The sequence below is a fragment of the Geothermobacter hydrogeniphilus genome (assembly GCF_002898515.1).
Taxonomy (GTDB): Bacteria; Desulfobacterota; Desulfuromonadia; order Desulfuromonadales; family Geothermobacteraceae; genus Geothermobacter_A.
Genome location: NZ_PPFX01000020.1, coordinates 49,854 through 71,699, shown reverse-complemented (window position 1 = coordinate 71,699; position 21,846 = coordinate 49,854). Strand labels below are relative to the sequence as shown.

Annotated in this window: 17 protein-coding genes; 2 read left to right on the top strand and 15 right to left on the bottom strand. The window is 54.3% G+C overall.

Going from position 1 to position 21,846, the window contains the following annotated elements; all coding sequences use genetic code 11:
• On the bottom strand, nt 1–445 hold a 445-nt coding region (locus tag C2E25_RS09960; protein WP_199177402.1), incomplete at its 3' end, for an HD domain-containing protein.
• Between the two features lie 685 nt (nt 446–1,130).
• Between C2E25_RS09960 and C2E25_RS09955 the strand changes: the two genes are divergently transcribed.
• Nucleotides 1,131–1,970 carry a fibronectin type III domain-containing protein gene (locus tag C2E25_RS09955; RefSeq protein WP_103115599.1) on the top strand — a complete coding sequence of 280 codons (840 nt, stop codon included), beginning with the start codon at nt 1,131–1,133 and terminating at the stop codon, nt 1,968–1,970.
• Nucleotides 1,971–2,013: 43 nt separating this feature from the next.
• Here C2E25_RS09955 and prsR read toward each other — a convergent pair whose 3' ends face one another.
• From prsR to C2E25_RS09935, 4 genes are read right to left on the bottom strand one after another with little or no spacing between them, the layout of a single operon-like run.
• Nucleotides 2,014–3,423, bottom strand: coding sequence for a PEP-CTERM-box response regulator transcription factor (gene prsR / locus C2E25_RS09950; RefSeq protein WP_103115598.1), 1,410 nt, complete (start codon nt 3,421–3,423; stop codon nt 2,014–2,016).
• Between the two features lie 56 nt (nt 3,424–3,479).
• Nucleotides 3,480–5,624, bottom strand: a complete 2,145-nt coding sequence (gene prsK / locus C2E25_RS09945; protein ID WP_158247211.1) for an XrtA/PEP-CTERM system histidine kinase PrsK — start codon at nt 5,622–5,624, stop codon at nt 3,480–3,482.
• 22 nt (nt 5,625–5,646) lie between these two features.
• A complete protein-coding gene (locus tag C2E25_RS09940) occupies nt 5,647–6,777 on the bottom strand; it encodes a glycosyltransferase family 2 protein (RefSeq protein WP_103115596.1) in 1,131 nt (376 codons plus the stop codon).
• Between the two features lie 10 nt (nt 6,778–6,787).
• Nucleotides 6,788–7,927, bottom strand: coding sequence for a glycosyltransferase family 4 protein (locus C2E25_RS09935; RefSeq protein WP_233189395.1), 1,140 nt, complete (start codon nt 7,925–7,927; stop codon nt 6,788–6,790).
• 565 nt (nt 7,928–8,492) lie between these two features.
• Here C2E25_RS09935 and C2E25_RS09930 point away from each other — a divergent pair.
• Complete coding sequence (locus C2E25_RS09930) at nt 8,493–10,070, top strand: Ig domain-containing protein (RefSeq protein ID WP_103115594.1); 1,578 nt, start codon at nt 8,493–8,495, stop codon at nt 10,068–10,070.
• 21 nt (nt 10,071–10,091) lie between these two features.
• Here C2E25_RS09930 and C2E25_RS09925 read toward each other — a convergent pair whose 3' ends face one another.
• The 10 genes from C2E25_RS09925 to C2E25_RS09880 form a co-directional block, all read right to left on the bottom strand.
• Nucleotides 10,092–11,384: a phenylacetate--CoA ligase family protein gene (locus C2E25_RS09925; protein WP_103115593.1), complete on the bottom strand. Its 1,293-nt coding sequence runs from the start codon at nt 11,382–11,384 to the stop codon at nt 10,092–10,094.
• Between the two features lie 5 nt (nt 11,385–11,389).
• Nucleotides 11,390–12,331, bottom strand: a complete 942-nt coding sequence (locus C2E25_RS09920; protein WP_103115592.1) for a glycosyltransferase — start codon at nt 12,329–12,331, stop codon at nt 11,390–11,392.
• 10 nt (nt 12,332–12,341) lie between these two features.
• Nucleotides 12,342–13,964 (bottom strand): polysaccharide deacetylase family protein, encoded by a 1,623-nt coding sequence (locus tag C2E25_RS09915; RefSeq protein WP_103115591.1) that lies wholly within the window; start codon nt 13,962–13,964, stop codon nt 12,342–12,344.
• On the bottom strand, nt 13,961–15,289 hold the full coding sequence (locus C2E25_RS09910) for an O-antigen ligase family protein (RefSeq protein ID WP_103115590.1): 1,329 nt from the start codon (nt 15,287–15,289) through the stop codon (nt 13,961–13,963). The genes C2E25_RS09915 and C2E25_RS09910 overlap by 4 nt, the downstream gene beginning before the upstream one ends.
• Before the next feature lie 144 nt (nt 15,290–15,433).
• On the bottom strand, nt 15,434–16,561 hold the full coding sequence (locus C2E25_RS09905) for a glycosyltransferase (RefSeq protein WP_103115589.1): 1,128 nt from the start codon (nt 16,559–16,561) through the stop codon (nt 15,434–15,436).
• Between the two features lie 14 nt (nt 16,562–16,575).
• On the bottom strand, nt 16,576–17,823 hold the full coding sequence (locus C2E25_RS09900; protein ID WP_233189393.1) for an ATP-grasp domain-containing protein: 1,248 nt from the start codon (nt 17,821–17,823) through the stop codon (nt 16,576–16,578).
• A complete protein-coding gene (locus tag C2E25_RS09895) occupies nt 17,824–18,831 on the bottom strand; it encodes a polysaccharide deacetylase family protein (RefSeq protein WP_103115588.1) in 1,008 nt (335 codons plus the stop codon).
• Between the two features lie 10 nt (nt 18,832–18,841).
• The gene (locus C2E25_RS09890) at nt 18,842–19,996 is read right to left on the bottom strand and encodes a glycosyltransferase family 4 protein (RefSeq protein WP_158247210.1); all 1,155 of its coding nucleotides are present in this window, start codon (nt 19,994–19,996) and stop codon (nt 18,842–18,844) included.
• 35 nt (nt 19,997–20,031) lie between these two features.
• The gene (locus C2E25_RS09885) at nt 20,032–20,859 is read right to left on the bottom strand and encodes a glycosyltransferase (RefSeq protein ID WP_158247209.1); all 828 of its coding nucleotides are present in this window, start codon (nt 20,857–20,859) and stop codon (nt 20,032–20,034) included.
• A 26-nt stretch (nt 20,860–20,885) separates the two neighbouring features.
• Nucleotides 20,886–21,842 (bottom strand): glycosyltransferase family 2 protein, encoded by a 957-nt coding sequence (locus tag C2E25_RS09880; protein WP_103115585.1) that lies wholly within the window; start codon nt 21,840–21,842, stop codon nt 20,886–20,888.
• Between the last annotated feature and the right edge of the window lie 4 nt (nt 21,843–21,846).

The following is a 21,846-nucleotide window of genomic DNA, read 5'->3' as shown; positions in this document are numbered from 1 at the left end:
GATCGACCGTCCGACCAAGGCTGGTGCGCTGCATCTCGCGGGTCAGGGTCAGCACTTTGCCGATATCGTGGAACAGGGCCGCCACCATGCCCAGTTCCAGCTGTTCACGAGAAAACTGCCGGAAGTGGGAAACCAACTGGACACATTCCAGACTGTGTTGAAGCAGCCCACTGGGGTGGTTATGATGATGCAAACTCCCCGGCGCCGAGACGAACATGAAGACCAGGCTGTCGTCCGCCAGCACATTGAGCACGAACTGGTACAGAGCCGGAATGGTCACCCGCGCCACCCAGGCATCGAGATAATAGCGCAGCCAAGGGGTCGGACAGATGCTCTCCGGGATCAGCCGGACCACATCCCCAAGGCGATCCCTGCACGCCTCGATTCGGTCCAGATCCATGGCCAGACCATCCCGGCGACGCCGCAGCCGGCCGGCGACAGTCACTGGTTCAATCCCAGTAACGCCCACCAGAAATATCAAGGGGTTAGCGAAAATTCGCTAACCCCTTGTTGCGTTTCGCGTCAAGCTACACATCCCCCCTGCAACAACACCATTCCTGCCCGACAACAGCCCAGGTCTGCCCATATGCACACTGAATTTTCACGCCAATACGTATTGCACCGAGCCGGCAGATATGGTTAAAACCTGATTCAGTGAGTCCCTTGTCGGCGGAGAACACAAGTCATTGACCTGTCTGAGCTCCCCAAAAATCACCAGCGAACCTATGGGTGCGCTTAAGATTTTTGAAAAGCCCATTCAGACCAAGCACTTGCACTCTCCATCCAACAGGAACTCACTGATTCAGGTCAAAACCCTCGGCAGCTCGGGATAAATCGCGATCGGATCGCAACCAGCCGACACCCTCCCGGTCCACCTCCTGTGACGCAAAATAGCAGTACCCGGTGCCAATTTTACGATGACCGCACCCGGATGACGGCCAATTCCGTCCATGCCGCGCAACCGCCGGACGGATGATTCATCAATGATTCAGGGATGTTGTGCTAAATAGCTGATTCTTGGCATAAATATCGCTCAAACAGAACAACTGATCGCAAGACCGGCCCATGGATCAATCGGCAGCGCCTACCCGCGCGCCAAGTCTTAAATCCCGGGCCTGGAGAGTCGAACCATGAGATCCATCATTTTTACACTCTTGCTTCTGATACTCGGCATCCCCTCCCTTTCTTCCGCCAAAAACATCACCCTTTCCTGGGACCAGAGCCCGGATCCGGGCGTTGCCGGCTACAAGATTTATTACAAGGCCGGCGACCAGAGCCTGCCGTTCAACGGCACGGAACTGCCGCAGGGGGCCTCACCGATCGTCGTTGCCGACCCGTCCCGAAATTCCATCGACCTCACCCTGCCGGATGACGGCCAGGTCTATTTCTTCGCCGCCACCGCCTACAACAGCCTGAACGTGGAAAGCGGCTATTCCGAAACCGTCGCCAGCGCGTGGATTCCGCTGCTGATTTCGCCGACGAATGCCGGCGCCGTGGCCGCCTCGGTCAACCTGGTCTGGAGCCGCGCCCCGGCGAACTACAACGTCACCTATACCCTCTATTACGGCACCGATCCGAAGCTGAATCCAGCAGCCGCGGGACTGATGGCTCCTCCTTCCGGCAACACTCCCCCGCTATCGCCCGCCATCGGCCTGCTGGCCCTGCTCGCCCTTGCCGGCTACGGTATAAGCCTGATGAAGGGAATAACGGGCTATCCGCTGCGCGCCGGGCTGGCGGTAACCGCCTGCCTGCTGGTGTTCGGCTGCGGCAGCGACGGCAGCGTCACGGGCAATTCCACGGGCGGCGCCGCTCCCTCCCCCCTGTACACCGAGGTGGTACCGGATCTGACCGACACCCAGCTGCTGCTCTATGACCTGGAACCTGGGCAGGACTACTACTGGAAAGTCGTGGCGGTGGATGACCGGGGGAATAGTTATCCGAGCGCGACGCACTCCTTCAAATCTCAATAGCAGACTGAGCAAAAACCCACCTGCGGCGTTGATAAAAAACAATTCAGGACTGGCTCAGGTGGGGCAGACCGTGTTTTTTTATCAGGTCGTAGAGGGTCGGTCGGCTCACCCCCAGCATTTCGGCGCTGCGCGCCAGGTTGCCCTGCTCGCGCTCGATCACCCGCAGCAGAAGATCCCGCTCGACCAGACTGCGCGCTTCCCGGAGCGTCAACCCGTTCAGGTCCATCTCGCCGGGCACAGCGGTTACGCCCTCCCTGGCGCTTTCCGCATCCTCCCGAGGGGCACTGAAACCCAGGGCATCGGGTGAGATCACCGACCGATCGCTCATCACCACCGACCGTTTGACCTTGTTTTCCAGTTCCCGAACATTTCCCGGCCAGTCATGCTCATAAAGGCTGCGCACCGCGGCGGTACTGAAGGAACGGATCCGTTTATTGAACTCCATGGCGTAACGGGATAAAAAGAGGTTGGCCAGCAGCAGGATGTCGTCCCCCCGCTCACGCAACGGCGGCAATTCGATGCTGACAACGCTGATCCGGTAGAAAAGGTCTTCACGGAAGCTCTGGTTTTCGATGGCCTGATGAATGTCGACATTGGTCGCGGCGATAATCCGCGCGTCCACCGGAATGTCGGCCCGTCCACCGACTCTCTGGATGATCTTGTCCTGCAGAAAACGCAGCAGTTTCACCTGCAGGGCGGGCGACATTTCACCGATTTCATCCAGGAACAGGGTTCCTCCCTCGGCACATTCGATCTTGCCGAGAACCTTTTTGACGGCACCGGTGAACGCCCCTTTTTCGTGGCCGAACAGTTCGGCCTCAAGCAGCGTTTCCGGAATCGCCCCGCAGTTCAGCGCGACAAACGGTTTATCCCGGCGCAACCCCTGGCAGTGGATGGAACGCGCCACCATCTCCTTGCCGGAACCACTCTCGCCCAACACCAGCACCGGGACATCGGTGGTCGCGACCTTGCGCACCGTTTTATAGACCTCCAGCATCTGCGGACATTGCCCCAATAGACCCGAATCCCGCCCGCAGGTCTGCTGTTCCTGCTGCAGTCGATCATTCTCCGCTTCCAGGCGTGCCAGGTAAAAAACCCGCTGCAGGATGACCCTGATTTCGGTCAGGTCGATCGGTTTGGCATAGAAATCGTGCGCCCCCAGTGAGACCGCCTGCAGCGCGTGGTCTTTCTCATCGCGCCCGGTCACGACGATCACCTTGCAGAACGGATCGCGATCAAGAATCTCTTCCAGGGTCTGCATCCCTTCGGAAACACCTTCGGCCGCCGGAGGAAGGCCGAGATCCAGCAGTACAACGGCCGGCTGATAGCGCTGAAAATGGGCCAGCGCGCTCTTCCGGTCTTCGGCGAACAGCAAGCTGTAATCACCGGAAAGCCCCCACTTCAACTGCTTGCGGATCTCGGGATTGTCATCGACGATAAGCAGCCTGTTCATCTTCCTCTTCCCCCTGTCGTCAGCCGTCCAGCCATCTGGTTCGTCTCCATCCGGGTTCAGTCCTTTTTCAGCAACGGTGCGGCATTGAGAATATCAGCCGACGCCGCGTATTGATCTTCCACAACCGGCGACCACTCCACCTGCTCAGCTGGAGAGGTCACGGCAGGCAGCAGGATTCTGAATTCGGTCCCCTCGCCGACCCGGCTCTCGACCTCGATACGCCCTCCGTGAGCCTCGGCAATCTGCCGGCATTGAAACAAGCCGATTCCGAAACCGCTGTCTTTGGTTGTTTCAAAAGGCCGGAACAGCCGGTCCCGCATGAAAGCCTCGGACATACCGCAACCACGGTCACGGACCAGGATGCAGGGTCGGGGTTCATTGCAGACCCGCAGTTCGATCATCTCTTCCCCGGTCGATGCCTCAACGGCATTGAGCAGCAGGTTGAGCAGCACCTTGCGTATTTCCGCCCGGTCCACCCGCACCGGCGTCGACTCACCGGAAAACCTTATCCTTCCGGCGGCGAATTCGGCGATCACCTCGCCGGCGAGGGCCCGCAGATCGGTCAGGCAGAGATTCAGGGGCTGCCCGGCACCAAATTTCTGCAGACGGCCGATCAGCCCCTTCATCCGGTCCACGGTGCCGTCCAGGGTGTCGATCATATCCCGTTGAAACTCGGGATCGTGCAGGTGATCCTTGGAATTCTCAACGACCAGGCCGAGATTGGTGACGAGATTTTTCAGGTCGTGCATGATGAACGCCGAGACTTTCCCAATCGCCGCCAGTTCCCTGTTGATGGAGAGCTGCTCACCGAGTCGATAATTCTGCAGCATGGCCATGGTCTGCACGGCAAGGGTCTTCATCAGATCGAAATCTTCGTAATTCAGATGCTCATCCCGGTCAACCCGTTCACCGAGCAGGATGATTCCTTCGATCGATTCTTCAACGAACAACGGCACGGCAAAACTGTAGCGATAGGGACGGAACAGGCCATGATGTACCTGCAGAATATCCTCCTGGCCGTCTTCACGATTGAAGACCCAGCCTTTTTCAAGGAACAGGCGGACGAGAGGACTGTCGACGTCAATCGTTTCGGTCGGCAGGGAATGATCGACAACCACGTAGGGCTGATAGAGATTACGGTCGTTCGACAGCAGGTAAAGGGCTCCTCCGTGGAGGGAAAAGGTTTCAACATAGAAATCCAGCGCCGACCGGGCCACGCTCTCCAGCGAGCAGGTCGACGCGAGACGACGGGTGAAATCGAGCCAGTGATTGCGGTAGTCATACTTTTCCTTGAAAAAATTCTTGTTGATGAAAACCTGCAGGCGGCGCCGATGGGTGCCGGACAGGATCAGCATCAGCACCGCCACCCCGCCGAACAATCCGAGCAGACCGACAAAGTAGCGTTGTGAATGATTGCCGAAATAGCGCATTCCCTCGCCTGCCAGTCCCAGTGAAAAGAGATACAGGCCGACGATCAGAATGACGATGGAGCGGTAGGTCATCCGGCGGGAGATCCGGATTTTCGGAGGATCTCCCCGCCGCAGGCGTGAATAGACGACCATGCCGCAGCCGAGGACCAGGGCCGCCGAGCGAACCGGGAGCAGGTTGTAATCAAGGGAACGGTACAGCAACGCCTGGCTGTAGAAGAAGAACTGCGAAGCGACAATGGTTCCGATGCCGACGGTTTCGAGCTTGATCCGCCAGCGGTTGAGCCCCTGGTGAGAGACGAGACCACGCTCCAGCAGGACCAGGGCGCTGACCAGGAAAAATCCCAGCCCGAGATAAAACAGGTAACTGGCCCGACTCAGAAACACGATCCGCTCCTGGTCGAAATCGGGGCTGAACATGGTCAGAAATCCGGAACCGAACAGCGCCACGGGAAGCAGCAGGAAGGAGGCTCCCAGCAGTATCCGCCGGATGCGACGCACGCGGTCGCTCGCCGGCGGGCCGCACATGGCATGACCGACCAGCAGCCAGGCCGGGGCGAGCAGGCTCTCGCAGACAAAGGACGCCGGCCACCAGAGAGAGAGGGAATCCGGAATCCGCAGACTGAGCAGGTCAAACAGTTCAAGGGCCCCCGACAGCAGCAGCGGAGCGGCGAGCAGCAGCCGGTCGGAAGACATACGCCATCCCGAAGCCAGGTAGAGAGCCCCCAGCCCGGCCATGGAGATCGCGGCCGCTGAACATATCAGGATGAACATAAACGCTCCCTTGAACCGATGGTCACCGTTGTGACGGGGTCCACATGACCTGTCGCCGACCACCGAGGTACCGCCACCAGGCCAGCAGGATGGCGGCATTGACGACCACGAAATAAACGGGAATCTTCAATGGCGTCCAGGCCGGCAGGGCCCGGCGCCACCAGCTCCATCCGACAGCCAGGTAGCTACCGAAGTGGACGCAGAACAGCAGGCTGTAAAAGACCGACCCCGAGGCCAGCCAGAGGTTTGAAATCAGGGCCGTCGCCATGAACAGCGGAACCAGCCAGCGCAGCAGCTTGTGGCAGAGATACTGGTAGGAGAAAAAACCGTAGCGCCGGGGGTTGAGAAACTCGAGATTGCGAAAAAAGACTGTCAGCCCCCGCAGAACCGTGCGCACCTTGCGATCGAATTCCCGACGCTGGTCGGCGACATCGGGGTAGTAGCCGACCACCTGCGGGTCACTCACCCCCCGCAACCCGAGCCGCATGCTGTTCAGCAGGGTGCGGAAATCGCTCTGCATGTCAGCGGAAAAATCGCTGCAGACCTCCCGCCTGGCGGCGAAGAAGGAGCCGCTCAGACCGACCAGGGAATGCACCGATGATTCCAGCGAACGCAACCACATCTCGTAGCGGACATAGGCCCCCTCACCGCCGGGACGCCCTTCCTTGTCCAGCACCCGGTCAACGCTGCTGACGCAGCCGACGGCGGGATCGGCGAAGTTGGCGACCATCTTCCGCAATCCCTCCGGATCAAGCATGGTCGCGACATCGGAAAAGACCAGCACATCTCCCCGCGCCTGCTCAACGGCCTCTTTCTGGGCATTCTCCTTGCCGCCGCGCACTCTGACCGGAAGCAGTTCAATGCCCCGGTCACGGTAGCTTTCGACAATGCTGTTGGTCGCGTCGGTCGAACCGTCGGAGGCGACCAGGACCTGCAGTTTTTCTCGCGGGTAGTCAAGAGCGAGGGTATTCTCCAGCTTGGGACGAATGCGCGCCTCTTCGTTGAAGACAGTGATGATCAGGGTGACGGAAGGCGCGATCGCCCGCCGCGCCACCGGCCGGGAACGGAACCGTGACAACAGCAGAAGCGACAACGGGTAGCCGAAGTAGGCAAAGGCAATCATGAAAATGGAACCGTAAAACAGGATCAGCATCGCCCCTCCCTCAGACGGCGGACCGGTCGGAGACATCCCCGACCCTTGCCGTTTCGGCTGTACTGTTCATCCTTCGATACAAGGTCGCGTATTCGGCGGCCATCGCGGCAGCCGAAAAACAGGTCTCGACTCTCAGGCGGGCGGCCTCCCCCATCCGTCTGCGCAGCCGTGAATCACGAATCAGCAGCAGACATTTCTCGGCGTAACTTTTCGGCGAACGGTCGGCAACCAGGAACCCCTCCACCCCATCCTCGATCATTTCGGCAATGCCGCCGACCGCAGGAGCCACCACCGGCAGGCCGTGAGCCATGGCTTCGAGGATGGTCATCGGGATGCCTTCATGCACCGAAGTATTGAGATAGATATCGAGCCCGCGGTAAAAATCGTCCATGGCATCCAGGTGGCCGACCAGCCGGAAAGAACCCTCCAGGTTGTTTTCCGCGATGCCACGTTCGATGCGGCTTCGCTCCGGTCCCTCACCCGCCAGAAGCGCGCGGACCTTCTCAGCGGCACCGATCTCTTTGACCACCCGGACCATCAGGGGATAATCCTTGACCGGAAACAACCTGCCTGAAGATCCCAGCGTCACGACATCAACGTCATCCGCCCGGTCCGGCGATGCCGGCAGCTCAATCCCATTGGGGATCACGCTGATTCGCTCCGCACAAAAACCGAGGTCACTGACAAAAAGGGTCATGATGTCCCGGGAGACCGGGACAACCCGGTGGAAAAAGCGGGCCATGACAAAGAAGTTGATCCTCGACTTGATTCTGAGCCGCCGGCCTGAATGTTCCCCCGGGGTCTCGGGAAGTCCATGCTGCGAAGCGACCAGACGTACCCCCGACAACCGCCTGGAGACAAGGAACACAACCAGGTTTTCCTTGTAACGGTGAGAATGCAGAATGTGCGGCGGAGCGGCTTTCAGAAGAGTGTGAACGGTACAGACAAGCTGCCGGAACGACAGCCTGTTTTCTTCGACAACGTCAACAGTGATACCGGCGGCACGCAACTCATCGGCAAGTCGCCCCCGGTTGAGCAGAACAACACGCAACTCAATCCCCGGCTCATTCTGCAGATGCCGCAACAGGTGAAAAGCCATCACCTCGGCGCCGGCCCACAGGTCGCCCGATATCACATGGCACACTCGCACCAAAACCCAATCCCCCCGACATATGAACAAGAATGTTAAAACCCTATCACAGCCATCGCTGAATGAAAGCTCTAAAGAATAATTTTCGTCGGAAAAATACTGCCTTACAAGAGATTTTAGACAACAGCATGAGGTCGGGGAGTGTCAAAAAATCGCTATGGACAGCTGAAAAAGGGACACGGGAAAGGCGCGGGAATCAAATAACGAAAAAAACACGAATGATTCCCAGCACTAAGAAAACAATGCGTCAACGGCACAATGATGGCACTTTTTTTGCTGTTACATCAAGACAGCAAGAGCAGCGCAATCATCCGGAAACGGGCGTCGAAACACGAAAAACGGTTCTGTGCTAATGCGTATTGACCGGAAAGAAAGCTGCGACTAGGATTCATTCCGGTATTCCAACGAACCACTTCCCTCCACTCCTCCCTTCGGCTCCTGAAGTTGGAACTGTGAATCGCGAAATCCTTGCCAGGCAAGAATACGGTCCGGAAACATATCAAGATACGTATCAGACGGCTGCCGGTCGGGCCGACAAACAAACAGGCAGAAGAAGGTTTGAGTTATGATGACACGAAAACACAAAAATCCAACAATTGTTCAATTACTTTTGATGGTTGTTTTTCTGGTGGTGGTGACAGCCGGATTCAGTTACGCAGCATTTTTCCCGCTTGAGATAATCAATATCAAGCCTGCTGGAACCGGCTCACCGGCGATCCCGGCAACAAACCGGATTTTCAGGGCATATCCAGGGATTGAATACAACATCAGAGCTGCCGTAATTGGCGGGCTATATCCCTTTACCTATAGCCTGAAGAATGCTCCCACGGGAATGACCATCAATCCAGCTACCGGCGAGATCAGCTGGCCGAATCCCCAATCAAGCACCGGACCGATAACCTTGACGGTGACCGATTCAGAAAATACCACCGTGTCTACAACATGGTCTATTGATGTAACGACGAATGGTTTTTTGTTTGTGGACGTGAATTCGCAATCAACAATCGAAAACGGGTCGATAGAGTCACCATACAAATCAATAAAATCATTAGTATTATACACAGATCAGACTAATTTGAATGACATCGTGTATTTTCGTAATGGGAATTATTCATTCTTTGAATATCAGGGTGATATTCAAAGTGTTCCAGAAATGAATCTCAGGAAAACACCAACTACATGGATTGGATTTCCTGGTGAAAATATTGCCATAAACGGAAATGACGTAAGGGCACGCACTACAAATGCCATTTTTCTTGATAATTTAACTTTCAAGAACTTTGGTGACAATGCCTTTGTCGTTCAAGGTGGTGTCGATTACCAGACTATAAGAAGATGCGTATTCAGCGACTTGGTTGCCGTAAGGACGGAAAATGAAAATCAAGGCTTTCTTTACTTTAACTCAGGTGGACCAGGAAATTATCTAGTCATACAAGACAATGAATTCTCATATTTTACCGGAGCTTCGGCCATAGGTAGCATGTATGATACGTATCATGCACTGATTGAAGACAACTACATTCATGATCCTGGCGGAACTGGAGTAACTGGCATAAATAACGGTATCGGAGCAAAATCCCGGACTGATTATCTCACGGTCAGGAAGAATAAAATCATAATGCCCATTGGTACAATATTCGGCCATGCAATGAATGCAATAATGTTTAACGCCGATTATATTGACATTTCCTTCAACCTGTTTTCTGCCGCTGAGAACAAAATGGCCCATACATTTAGCCCGCGCACTGATGGACCAACAAAAAATATCTCATACTACAGAAATACATTGATTGGATACATACGTTTTCAGAATATCGATGGAAATAACTGCGATCCAGGAAATAAATATATTGTAAAAAATAATGTAATTATAAATGACAATAATTTCAATGACTGGGCGACAAAAACAATTGACTTCATTAGCTACTATACACCTACGGCGAAGAACAATCCTCAAAACTGTATAGACGATATCGATAACATAAAAGCTACGATGAGTGACAATATAATAGACAACAATGGTGAATTTTCCCCTGGTTATTCTAACTATAAGGGCACATATGGATATCAGCTAGGGACCTATAGCAACACCCGTCCAGCTAGCCCAACAGGACTAAGAATCCTGATATCTTCATCCAACTGACGAAACACAATCAATTCGAAATTAATTCATTGGGATGAAGTATCTGAGCTTCCCGGACTTTTCATGGGGGATTTTATCGACAATATCGAAGATAATTGAAACATTATCTCCTAAATAAGATTTTATTTTCAGAGAGATACTATCCTGCAAATCAACTCCGAATGCTCCATTAGGGACGACTTTTATAGTGATAAGGTCAATTCTCTCCTGTATTGCCCTGAACTGAGCCACCTTTCCGCTAAAGATATACGCCAAAATAGCGTCATAGACGATAGTCCCATCTTGACACTTTATATAACTATCAACTCTTGCGTCCTTTATCTCCAATACGTCAAATGGCTTACCACAGCAGCACCTGCCCATATCCAATCTTCCCACATCACCATTAGTATAATTAATAAACGGCAGTGACCTGCTATTCAACTCTGTAATTGCAATTTTACCAAACCCACCTGCATCAGGATTTATGATTTGAACAATGACCGTAGGAAGAATATGCATTCTACCGAACTCACATTCAAAGCCAATTATTCCGTTTTCACTTGACCCATATTCATTGACTACCTTGCAACCAAAGGATTCTTCAATCTTTTCCCGACAATGAGGGAAGAGAACCTCGCCAGTGCATATAGCAATAGGCACACCGAGATCTCTCCCATTCAACCCTTGGCGCTCCAAGGAAAGCGCAAACTGATAGATCGCATTCGGGTAACAATAGAAATACCTTGGCTTGATTTTTTTTAAAGCATAGAAATACTCCCTACAACTAACATCGTTCATTGCAAAGACAGAAAGTCTTTTCCTCCCCAAAACAAAGTCCTTCATTTTCTGACTAAAACCAGCAACACGGCCGACAGCACGCCCCCACAACCTTGCCTGACGATCACACGGATCAATGCCATGCCACTGATAAACAGAAAACATCATACCGTCCATATACGAAAGAGCTCGTTTATCCTTTGGAAACACAAATGGAGAACCAGAAGTCCCACTCGTACAACGCCATCCACCTGGTGCTTTTTCACAAATCATGTCTTCAAAATTTTCCCTGATCACTTGCTTGTCAATGGGTTTCATCTGAGACAAAATTTCTTGAGGATCTACACCATTTGCCAACTCGTCACCAAACAACGATCCATAAAACACGCTATTGTCACAAGCAAACTCCATCAAATTCTTCAACTTATTTAGTTTATATTTTTCGACATTTTTACTGTCAAGCTGTTCTACTTTTTTCAACTCCACCATCGAGCCAGAAACATCTTCTCCGATTAACTTAAATATTAAATCTAATTTATTCCCCAAATATTCCATTTATACTATTTTCCTTCTGTACAACTTGCTTTTACTGTATAATAAAAATGATCAAACAAACTTAGACACCTACCCAACAGGTAACACAATGAAATTGGCATCATTTTCACAATAAACACGAACTTGTTATATTTGATAAAACTTGAAAAACTCACAGAAACAAGAACAACGACTGCAATTAGACAAATTATTGGAATAAATAGGAGATTGTAATTGAACAGTAAAAAGAAGACAAACATTAATATACACAACAAAAACGCTATCGATGCAATAAGAGGTTTTGACGGTCTCCTGCAAGACGACATCATCCCCTTTCCATACCATCTCTCCTTGACAATAATATCTTTCAATCTTTTATAATTACCCATATGCACAACATCTACACCAGGATAATTAACAATTGAATATCCATTGCTTATTACTCTTGAACAGATGTCATAGTCTTCTCCAGTAATCAACTCTTCATCGAAACCACCAACCAAATCAAAGACAGACCTTCGAAAAACCATATTCCCACCTGGCAAGAACTTTACCGACCCGCTTATGTCACTCCTCCTAAGACACCACAGCTTTTCCACCCAAGTACTATCTGTTGAAGACATACAATAATATCTACCAACAACACCGCAATCATCATTGATGAATGCTTTTTTTAAATTTTTCAACCACATCTTGTCTACATAGCAATCTGAATCCACGAATGCAATATACTCATTATCGGTCATTCTTGCACCAATATTCCTGAGAGCAGAAATTGTTACTCCCTTTCTTACAATTTGCTCAATGTTTTTATTTACCAAAATTTCTATTGTCGAATCAGTAGAACCATTGTCGACAACAATAACATTAACGATGTCATCGTTTTTTTCCAAGTTATTTATACAATCAATACACTCATTGATATATTTTTCACCATTCAAAACAGGAATAACAATAGACAAGTTCATAATTAACCTTTTATTTATTAAATGAAGCAATAAATCTCTTTATTGCATTTTCTATTAAAACATAACACTTTAAAAAATCTTCCACTCCAGATCTGTACGGATCAGTAATTTGAGCAACCGCAGGGGAGCACCATAATCCGATAAGCGTAAGTTGCCCCCCTGTTGAAAACATAACTTCTTTTGCGACAGGCAATTGTGATGGATCCATGACAACCAGACAATCATTTCTATCAATAGGGAGATCATGAATACTCTTCGACATGTGGCCGGAAAGATCTACCCCTCTCATCAGTGCCGCGCGAACAGCCATTTGTTCCGCCGGCGATGAATGCAGAACATCAGTTCCACAACTGACGGCCGGGAATCCAAGTCTTTGTGCAACCTTCTCAGCATAGGGACTTCTGCACACGTTCCCCCGACAAACGAAAACCAGCCTCTTTATCCGCCCCGGGTCAATTTCCCTGAATCTCGAATACTGCCCCAGGGACAAGGCCAATTTTCTCAATTGGCTTCTCAAAAAAACCCTGCGACCCACACGTCCTGTCCGCTTATCATGTCCATACACCAGTTCCCCCATATGACTCATCAGGGAAACCGAACTCCACTTGAACAATTCGACGCCTCCGGCAATCCACATCGCATCGCAGATCTTCGCCGGGAGCGCATACCGGGGGATCGAATAACAGCGGCCGTCAGTCACACCATCAATACGCTTCCAGCGCATGTACTCCCCGCAGACCGAAAAGGCCGCCGAATAGCCCAACCCCTCCGCAAGGGCCATCTCCCGTGAACCAAAATGCGTCTCCATCCCGACCGGATAGGCCATCACCGGCAGTGCCCGTTTTGTGCAGGACCTGACCCTGTCCAGCGAGCGCAGCAATTCACCGCGGGCACCCTCCTCCGAAAGTCTGCTCAGAATTCGATGGGAATGGGTGTGAGGAGCAAAACGCACCCCCTCGGCTTCAAGCGACCGGACCTGGTCCCAGCTTGCCGGCTGAAATTCCTCTGGTGCGTTCCTCGGAAGCTTGATCCCAACCGCATCTTCCAGAGACGAGAGAAAAGACGGCAAGTGTTCTGATGACAAAGCAGCGGCGATGGTCTGCAGTTCTCGGCGTGCCGAAAGCCGTTCCTGAACTGACCCGGTGGACCAGCAAATCCGTTGCCGACCCACCGGAATCTCCAGTTGCTGCCGGTCAAACCGCATCATCAACCAATGAATCTTGGCATCCCACGGCCATAATTCCCCGTCCAGAAGTCCCGTGGTTAAAAAAACGGTCAAAGGCACGCCATGACGAACAAAGACCGGCGCCAGAATCTCCAACTGGTCCCGGTAGCCGTCATCCATGGTAAAGGCCACCGATTGATTCGGCAGGGTCGTCGTCCCCCGCGCCGCGGAGACGACGGCGTCCAGAGAAACCAGGTTGAACCGGCGTTTTTTCAGACCGATCAGGATCTGTTCGAGACCCTCCGGGTCGTGGCCATGAATACCGGGATGAACTCCCGCGGCCCGGTGCAGCAGAAAAACCGTGGCGAATCCCGGGGAACAGCGATTCACCAGCTTTCGCCCCGCGGCCGTTGACACGACACTGCCTAACAGGCGCTTTATCGACGGCTTGAGCCGGACACCTTTCATACCGCCCCCCTGCCGCCGGGCACCATCCCGGCCGCCATCGCGGGAGCGGCTGCCAGTCGTTTTTCGCGAGACATCCGCCCACAGACAACTGAACAACTGACGGACAGCACCAGAAACATCCAGACATAGGGGTAATAAAGCACCGACATGAAATAGCTGGGCGCAAGAAACCCGAGCAGGCCGCCGTTCAATCCCCTGGCCGTGGATTCGAGAAACCGATCATCCAGCAAACGGGCCACCCGTGCGGTCTTCAGATTGGTGAAAAACACCTGCAGCAACAGCAGCAGATAGATGAACAACCCAGGAAAACCCAGTTCGGTCGCCGCCTCAAGGTAGGTGTTGTGGATGACCTCCGCGTGCAGAGTAGTCCCGACCTTTTTCATCAACTCCGGATGCTCGTCACGGATCCAGACCGTCCAGTTGCGAAAACCGACCCCGGTCCATGGATGCTTCTCCACGGCACTGACTCCAACCTGCCAGTAAGCCAGCCGAGAAAGAGACGTCTTGTCTTTACCCGCGGTGTCAAAACGGGCCTTGAAACCGGCCGGCATCACCAGGCTGATCAGGACCCCAAGCAGGACCACCAGGATAAAGGCCTTGAGCCGCTGGCGGGAAAAGAGCAGGCACCAGAGACCGACCATCGCCAGCCCCAGGATGGCCCCACGCGACCCGCCGGCAATGACCGACCCGGCCGCCATGACGGCCAGAAGATAGAAAAACAGCCGTACTCCAACTGACCAGCCCCGCCGGAAAAACGCGATATAGGAAAAAACCAGCGGCAGGAAGACCACCATCTGCAGGCTGAATTCACCGGAATTCTGAAACCACCCCGGCGACCCCGTCACCCCCCAACCGGAGAAGCCGAAGCCACCCATGGCCCAGGAGCGGAATCCGTGCTGGGCCATTTTCAGGTTGGCGAGAAAATAGACCGTCATAAAGAGGAACAGTCGCGACCGGCTGTTGACCACGCTGGTGAGCAGCAGCACCACGAACATCCAGCTGAAAAACATCATCCAGTCATTGACGGCGGTCCCCGGAGAAAAGGCGAACAGGGTCGACAGCAGCACGCAGACCGCGAAAGCGGACATGGGCCGCACCGCCGCGGATGGGGGAGCCTCTGTTTCCCTGTCGGCAAAAGCGAACAACGCCCCGAGAAACAGCAGCACCTTCCCCCAGGGCAGAAAGTTGAGCATCGGGTAAACCTGCTGCGGCCGGTTGTATTCAAAAATCAGGTAAATACACGCCAGGATGAAAGCGGCATGCTGATGCCGGAATCCGCTGCAGATCAATTTCAGCGAACCGGCAAGGGATTGCCGTTCGGGCACAACGCCGCGCCGAGGGTCTCCGCCGGAAAGAAGCCCGGAGTCCGCCGGAGTGTCAGAGTTCCTGTTCAGAACTGGCCCAGATAATGGTTGTGAACGTATCAATCTTCGTCCTTTCGCCGCACAAAACCGGCCCTTGCCGGGGTTTCAATCCCGGGCCTGCTCAAGACCGCTTTTTTTCAAATCAGGATCCGGCAACAGCAGTTCGAGATAGCGATCCGCCACCGAGCGGATCGACCAGTGACAGCGGATGGTACGCTCCGCGTTGGCGCCCAGGCGTTCCCGCTCCGACCTGTTCGCGATCAGGTGCGCCAGTGCCTGCGCCAGCAGATCCGCGCTGCCGGGCTCGACCAGCAGCGCGTTCTCCCGATCAGTGAGAATTTCCGGCACCCCACCGACACGGGAAGCGACAATGCAGCGGCCGTTGGCCCCCGCCTCCAGCAACGCCAGAGGCTGTCCTTCGGAAAGGGACGGCAGGACAAACAGGTCAAGGGCGCTCAACAGCCCGCCGGTATCTTCGACATAGCCTGTGACCTGCACCCGGGACGCCAACCCGAGTGCCGCAGCCTGTTTCCGTAGGTCTTCAGCCAGGGGCCCTTGTCCCGCCAGCACCAGCCGCACCCGGCTGAAGGTTTCGACCAGCGTCTTCATCGCGGCCACGAGATGACGATGCCCCTTGACCGGGTAATAACTGCCGACGCTTCCCAGCAGGACATCCTGATCCGAAAATCCGAACCCGGCCCGGACCCGCCTGCGTTTTTCCGGGTCGAAAGCAAACCGTTCAACATCGACGCCGTTGGCAAGCACCCTGACCCGTTTCCGGGAAACCCCCGCCGCCGAGACCAGTTGCCGGAGGATATCTTCCGAAACCGCGACCAGGCGTGTCGTGCGGCTGGTCAGCCGGTAAGCCAGGCGGCGACTCAACTTCTCGTCGAAATAACCCCTGCCGTGCACCGTTGCCACGCAGGGGACGCGCAACCGGGAGGCCAACAGTCCGCCACGGACATTCATGGCGAATTCATGCGCGTGAATCCCGGAGACCCCTTTTTCAAGAGCAATCCCGCGCATCCGCCGCAACCAGGCGAGATCGGGCAATCGCCCGAGAGGGCTGATGACCAGGGGCAGATTGCGGCGCCGGACCTCCCCGGCCAGCCACCCCTCTTTGCGCAGGCAGACTATCTGCTCGATTCCCCGCCGGCGGTATTCCTCCGCCAGCCGCAGCAACATCTGCTCGGCGCCCCCCGGTCCACCTGTTTCTATCAGATGCAGAATCACCCGGTTTCCTCTCGTCACCTGTTCTTGTCCAGGTATGACACGGTTTCAATTTTCGGCCTTCTCCCCACGGCATGACGCAGCCAGCAGGCCGCCTCAAACCTGAACGGTCCTAGGTCCCGCGGGTCGGAAACATCAAAAGAGGAGTCCTGTTCCCAGATCTTCAGAAAGTCCATGACCGCCCCCGCCTTCGATGGCGCGGCAGCTGGAAGGTGCAACTGTTCGCGACTGTTTCGGAGTCGGATCAACAGGTGATCCAGGGTTCCAAAAAACCATTTCATCCTGACACCGCAACGATAATCACAAGGCTGATGGTCCATGAGCTTTCCATTGAGGAAATCGACCAGCAATCCCGGGAAATCCACCCCGCAGGTCACCGCCAGCTGCAGCGACCCCCAGAAACGGCCGTTGATTTCCATCAGCTTCGCTTTTCCATCGCGCAGGTCACGCTTGAACTCCACCATCGCCACGCCCCGCCATTCGACGGCGGACAGCAGCCGGCGCGCGGCCTCAACCATCTCTTCATCCAGGGGGACACTCCGGCAGACGACACTTGCTCCCCCCGACGGTGGCTTTTCCCGCAGCCGCTGGTGGGAAAAGAGGGTGAGATGCCGGTCCCGGTCGAAGAGCGTGAACAGGCCGGTCCCCGGTCCTTCAATCTTCTCCTGGATCAATGACGGATAGCGCAGCGCCCGTTCGGTGGCGTAGAGAGATTCCAGTTCCTCGCGGCTGTCGGCATAACTGACACTGGCCGCCAGAAAGCTCTGCCCCTCCTTTTTCCGGGAAAAGGCCGGCTTCACCACCACCGGATAGCTTTCGATCTGATCGATGACATCGCGCAGGCCATCCGCCCCCCGCAGGAAAATCGTTTTCGGGATCGGAACCTCAAGATCCCGGGCCAGCTCGAACAAACGGTACTTGTCGGAAACCGCCTGGACCTTGTCATGGTCGGGACAGGCGACAACGACCCCCACCGGGAAACAGGCACGTGCGGCGCTGAGCAGTTGGGTCGAGTGGTCGGTCATCGGCAGGATGACATCAATTCCCTCTTTATGGACAAAGGTATTGATCTCGTCGACATAATCTTCTCCCCGCCAGTGGGGATTGGGAACCTGAACGGCGGCGCGACAGAATCGGGAGCAGGAGGCCAGGGTCCGGGGGCTGCTGCCGGCAACAAAGATGTCGTGTCCGCGGCGACCGAGAGAGCGCACGGCAGCCAGCGCGGAACGATTCGATCCATCTGTAACCAGCACTTTCATCGGCATCTAAAACCCCCGGAGATGAAGTCGCGACAAAAACAGCGGAATGGTATGGCTGACATCCTCATGCATGCAGATCCGTGAGATCTCGTAAGGATTGTCCCGACAGCTCACCCACCCCTTGCGGGTGGTCACCGCGGCCCGGTAACCGGCTCGAGTCAATGCCGACAGATGAGCCGGTGTGTAATTGCCGTTGGGATAGGCAAACAGATCGGTTTCGACACCGAGCTGGTCATGAATATCACGACGGGACTGTTCAAGTTCCCGCTCAACCTCCGGAGCGGAAGCCTGATCGAGCAGCACATGGTTTTGGGTATGAGAACCGAAATCAACCAGGCCGCTCGCCTGCATGCTCCGGGCTTCGTCCCAGGACATCAACAGCCGCTCGGAAAAAGCCGTCCCGCCATCCCGACGCAACACCGCGAGAAAACGCTCCCTGTTGTCCTGCGGCCAGGTTTTCAGCAACTCGATCACCTCATCGAGCGGTACCGTCCGGTGGGGGCGGTGTCCGCTTCTCTTCAAGGGCTCCGCCAGCTCAGGCGTTTTTCTCACCAGTTCCGCAACGGTCACCCTGGCAAGAAAAAAGGCAAGCTCGTCGGGCCAGAAAAGACGTTCGCTCCCGACAAACCCGGTCGCCAGGAAAACCGTGGCCGGCAGGTGGTATTTCTCCAGGATCGCAAAGGCATACCGGTAATTATCCAGCCAGCCGTCATCAAAGGTCAGGCAGCAGCACCCCGAAATATCCTTGCCGTCGCAAAGACGTCTCAACAGTTCGGCAAGAGGAATCACGTTAAACCGGGTACGCAAACAGTCGAGATGCTTTTCAAAACTGTCCACGCTGACACGCATGCCGGGCTGGACGTAATGCTTCTCGTCCGCCAGCGAGGGAAGAACCCGGTGATAGGCGAGAACAAGGGCGCCGTTCGCGGCAGCCGCACGACAAAGGCGTTTCAGAACGCCCGTTTCATGGAACAGGGCGGCAGCATGATATTTGACCGATCGCTTAAACCCCACGCATCACCGCCTAGATGAATTGTTGCCGCAACAGAGCAATAAATCTTTCATTGCAGGCCTCAAGGGAAAATTTTTCCACGGCCGTCCTCCGCGCTTCCCCGGCCAGACGGCGCGCCTCCTCCTCGTGATCAAGGACAAACGCGATTTTTTCGACGATTTCAGCGACATCACCGGGCGTGAAGAGCAGGCCGTTGCGACCGTCGTCTATCGCCTCGCCGTTACCGCAGTGTCTTGGCGCCAGGGTGACCAGCCCGGCACACAGATACTCGATGAGCGACAGAGAGAAAGCCTCCCCGTGCGACACCTGGATACCGATGTCACAGGAGGGAAGGATCCTGCTGACATCTCTCCGGTAACCGGCAAAGATAAAGCGGGACGAAAGTCCCCTCTCAACAACCATGGTCTTGAATGTATCGATATCCGAGCCATCACCGACGTAGAGAAAATAAACATGCTCCCGGTTCTTTTTCCGGGCCATCTCCCCGGCGACATCGATCAAAGTGTCGATTCCCTTGTAAAAGACAGCCCTGCCGGTTGAAACAATGATGGTCGCCCCTTCCGGAATGCCGAACATCCGGTTCACGTAATCGGTTTTTTCGTTGTCGAAAATTCTGATGCCGTTGTGGACAAATTCACACTTCTTCTCCGGGATTCCGGCAACTTCGACAAATCGTTTTTTTATAAACTCAGAAACGCCGATATAGTAATCACATGACATGAATTTAAACCTGTGCAATATCGATTTAATAAAATTTTTTATCGCTTTGAGATGACTTCGTTCTCCCGGCAGATGGTCATGGTTGACGATTTTTTTAATGCCAAACACTCTCAGTATCAAATAAAGCCAGTCACAATAAGGCCTGTCTGTCAAATAAACATAGCCGATATCATTTTCGTTGATAATGCGATATAAGCAGGACAACGATTTGAAACTCCTGTTCGACAGGTCATGTTCAATAACTTTTATTTTTGCTTTAACGATTTTTTCAGGAACAACATTAACCTCCGGGTACAAGAGGACGGCTTTTCGGCCGCAAGCATCAAAACTGCCGGCAATCGTGGCCCAGAAGTTTTCCATCAGCCACCAGGCGTATCCAACGTCCGACTTGTAATTGGCGACCAGAAGTATGTTTTTTTTATTCTTGCCCATAAGGTTGTTTTTCACCGACATGATTCAAAGCAAGCTGAATCATTGACGTTTCAATTGAACAATTTTTCTCGAAACAAGTAGGCTACAAATCCGACATCGAGACGATCGGCAACCCATCTGTAAAATGGGTATTTCCTGGACATTCCCAGCCTGAACCTCGAGTCAAGCACAAGGGCATCCTTTCTGACCTGTTCTGACCTTTCGCCATAACGGTGACCGCTGGGACCGGCATAGTGAATGAAATAACTGTGAAACCTGAGGTGGGTCTGGGTGATGACCCGGGTATGGTTGTAACGAAAACCCAGGTCGACCACATCGTAACCGAGCTTGTTGACACGATGGTTGATAAAGGGCTGATCATTCAGCAGGTTTACATGTTTTTTTCTGAATTCTCCGGTTGCCCACAAAAACAGGTCGGGATTATTCACATCGAACAACTCCCTGTGTTCTCGCCCGACGACCATCATGCCGGCATTGAAGTAGGGATTTTTCCACGCGACCTCGCCGAGAATTTCCATGGTCAGCCTCTTGTCGCGCCCGGACATGGAGTATTTTTCCTCGGACGACACCCCCATGACCCCTGCCGGGACCAGCTCGAAGAGATCCGGAGAGTCCGGTGAAACCAGGATGTCGCTGTCGATGTAGATGATGCGGTCATAGTCTTCGAGAAGGTCGTGCAGTTGAAACCGTTCGTACGTCGCCAATCCCAGACGGTCGGAAAGTCGTGGTGAATCGATGACGATAAACTCGGCGCCACACTTGTCGGCATAGCTGCGCAGAAACGGATGAGTGTACGAGGCAAGTTTCTGGAACTTCGTCCCGATCGCTATCGTGACGATTGCGCGTTTTTCCAATCCGTTTGCACCCTTTTTTTTCATCGACATCTCCCCATGAAAAAGAATCTTCACCCGACAAAGGACAGGCACCAGCGGATCAGGGCATGTGTCCGTTTTCCGGGCCACTGAAATGATTTCAAGTAGTTTTCTCTGGCCAACCGACCTTCTCCCGAGACCCGGTGGCTGTACCCGAGACCGCAATACTTGCGGCCGAGAGCCTCGGCCACCTGGCGTCGATAGGTCGCGTCATCCCGGCTTTCGTCCAGATGAGCCAGCAGCACCCGTATATCCCCTCGCGTCTGCTTGAGATAATAGTCCCGGGCGTTTTCATTGCCTTCGTGCAACCCGAGGATCGCCTGCACTTCGTCGAGGTAGTGCAATGGGAAATAACGGGCGATGCGGAGGCCCAAATCAAAATCCTGGCACCGACGGAACCGGGCATCCCAGCCGCCGACGGTTTCCAGCACCTCACGCCGGACCAGCATCGTACTCGGAAACACCGGGTAGCCGTGCAGCAGCAGGGACAACCCCAGCTCCGGCGGCAGCTTGTAAAGCTTGTCCATCCCGGAATCCGTCCGGCATCCGGAAAAATATTTGTCCGCCCAAGGGAAGAAGGTGCGGTTCCGCGGCCAATAGGCATCTTCCCCGTCGCCCGGACGCGCCCGCTGCAGGTCGGCCAGCAGGAAATCGACCTTTTCCCTTTCAATAGCCTCCCGGCAGTTGGCGAAACTGCCCTCCGGCCACCAGTCATCCGCATCGAGATAGGCGATATAGTCGGTTGTCGCCGCAGCGGTCCCCGTCTGCCGGGCGACAGCGGCCCCCTGGTTGGGCTGCCTTATCAGCCGCACCGAATCGAACAACCCGGTCACCACCCCGGCCGTATCGTCAACCGAGCCATCGTCAACAACGATGATCTCCTCCGGTGGTGCGACCTGGGCAAGGACGCTGCGAATCGCCGCGGCAATGGTCTGTTCCGCGTTGCAGGCCGGGATAACAACCGCTATGGAAGACTGCCGCAAACGCATCTCT

What these genes read in the sequence shown, in the direction of transcription:
- prsK (WP_158247211.1), bottom strand. Translation starts at nt 5,624, where the DNA reads ATGTTCATCCTGATATGTTCAGCGGCCGCGATCTCCATGGCCGGGCTG.
- C2E25_RS09925 (WP_103115593.1), bottom strand. Translation starts at nt 11,384, where the DNA reads ATGGAATATTTGGGGAATAAATTAGATTTAATATTTAAGTTAATCGGA.
- prsR (WP_103115598.1), bottom strand. Translation starts at nt 3,423, where the DNA reads ATGAACAGGCTGCTTATCGTCGATGACAATCCCGAGATCCGCAAGCAG.
- C2E25_RS09915 (WP_103115591.1), bottom strand. Translation starts at nt 13,964, where the DNA reads ATGAAAGGTGTCCGGCTCAAGCCGTCGATAAAGCGCCTGTTAGGCAGT.
- C2E25_RS09930 (WP_103115594.1), top strand. Translation starts at nt 8,493, where the DNA reads ATGATGACACGAAAACACAAAAATCCAACAATTGTTCAATTACTTTTG.
- C2E25_RS09885 (WP_158247209.1), bottom strand. Translation starts at nt 20,859, where the DNA reads ATGAAAAAAAAGGGTGCAAACGGATTGGAAAAACGCGCAATCGTCACG.
- C2E25_RS09955 (WP_103115599.1), top strand. Translation starts at nt 1,131, where the DNA reads ATGAGATCCATCATTTTTACACTCTTGCTTCTGATACTCGGCATCCCC.
- C2E25_RS09900 (WP_233189393.1), bottom strand. Translation starts at nt 17,823, where the DNA reads ATGCCGATGAAAGTGCTGGTTACAGATGGATCGAATCGTTCCGCGCTG.
- C2E25_RS09880 (WP_103115585.1), bottom strand. Translation starts at nt 21,842, where the DNA reads ATGCGTTTGCGGCAGTCTTCCATAGCGGTTGTTATCCCGGCCTGCAAC.
- C2E25_RS09920 (WP_103115592.1), bottom strand. Translation starts at nt 12,331, where the DNA reads ATGAACTTGTCTATTGTTATTCCTGTTTTGAATGGTGAAAAATATATC.
- C2E25_RS09940 (WP_103115596.1), bottom strand. Translation starts at nt 6,777, where the DNA reads ATGCTGATCCTGTTTTACGGTTCCATTTTCATGATTGCCTTTGCCTAC.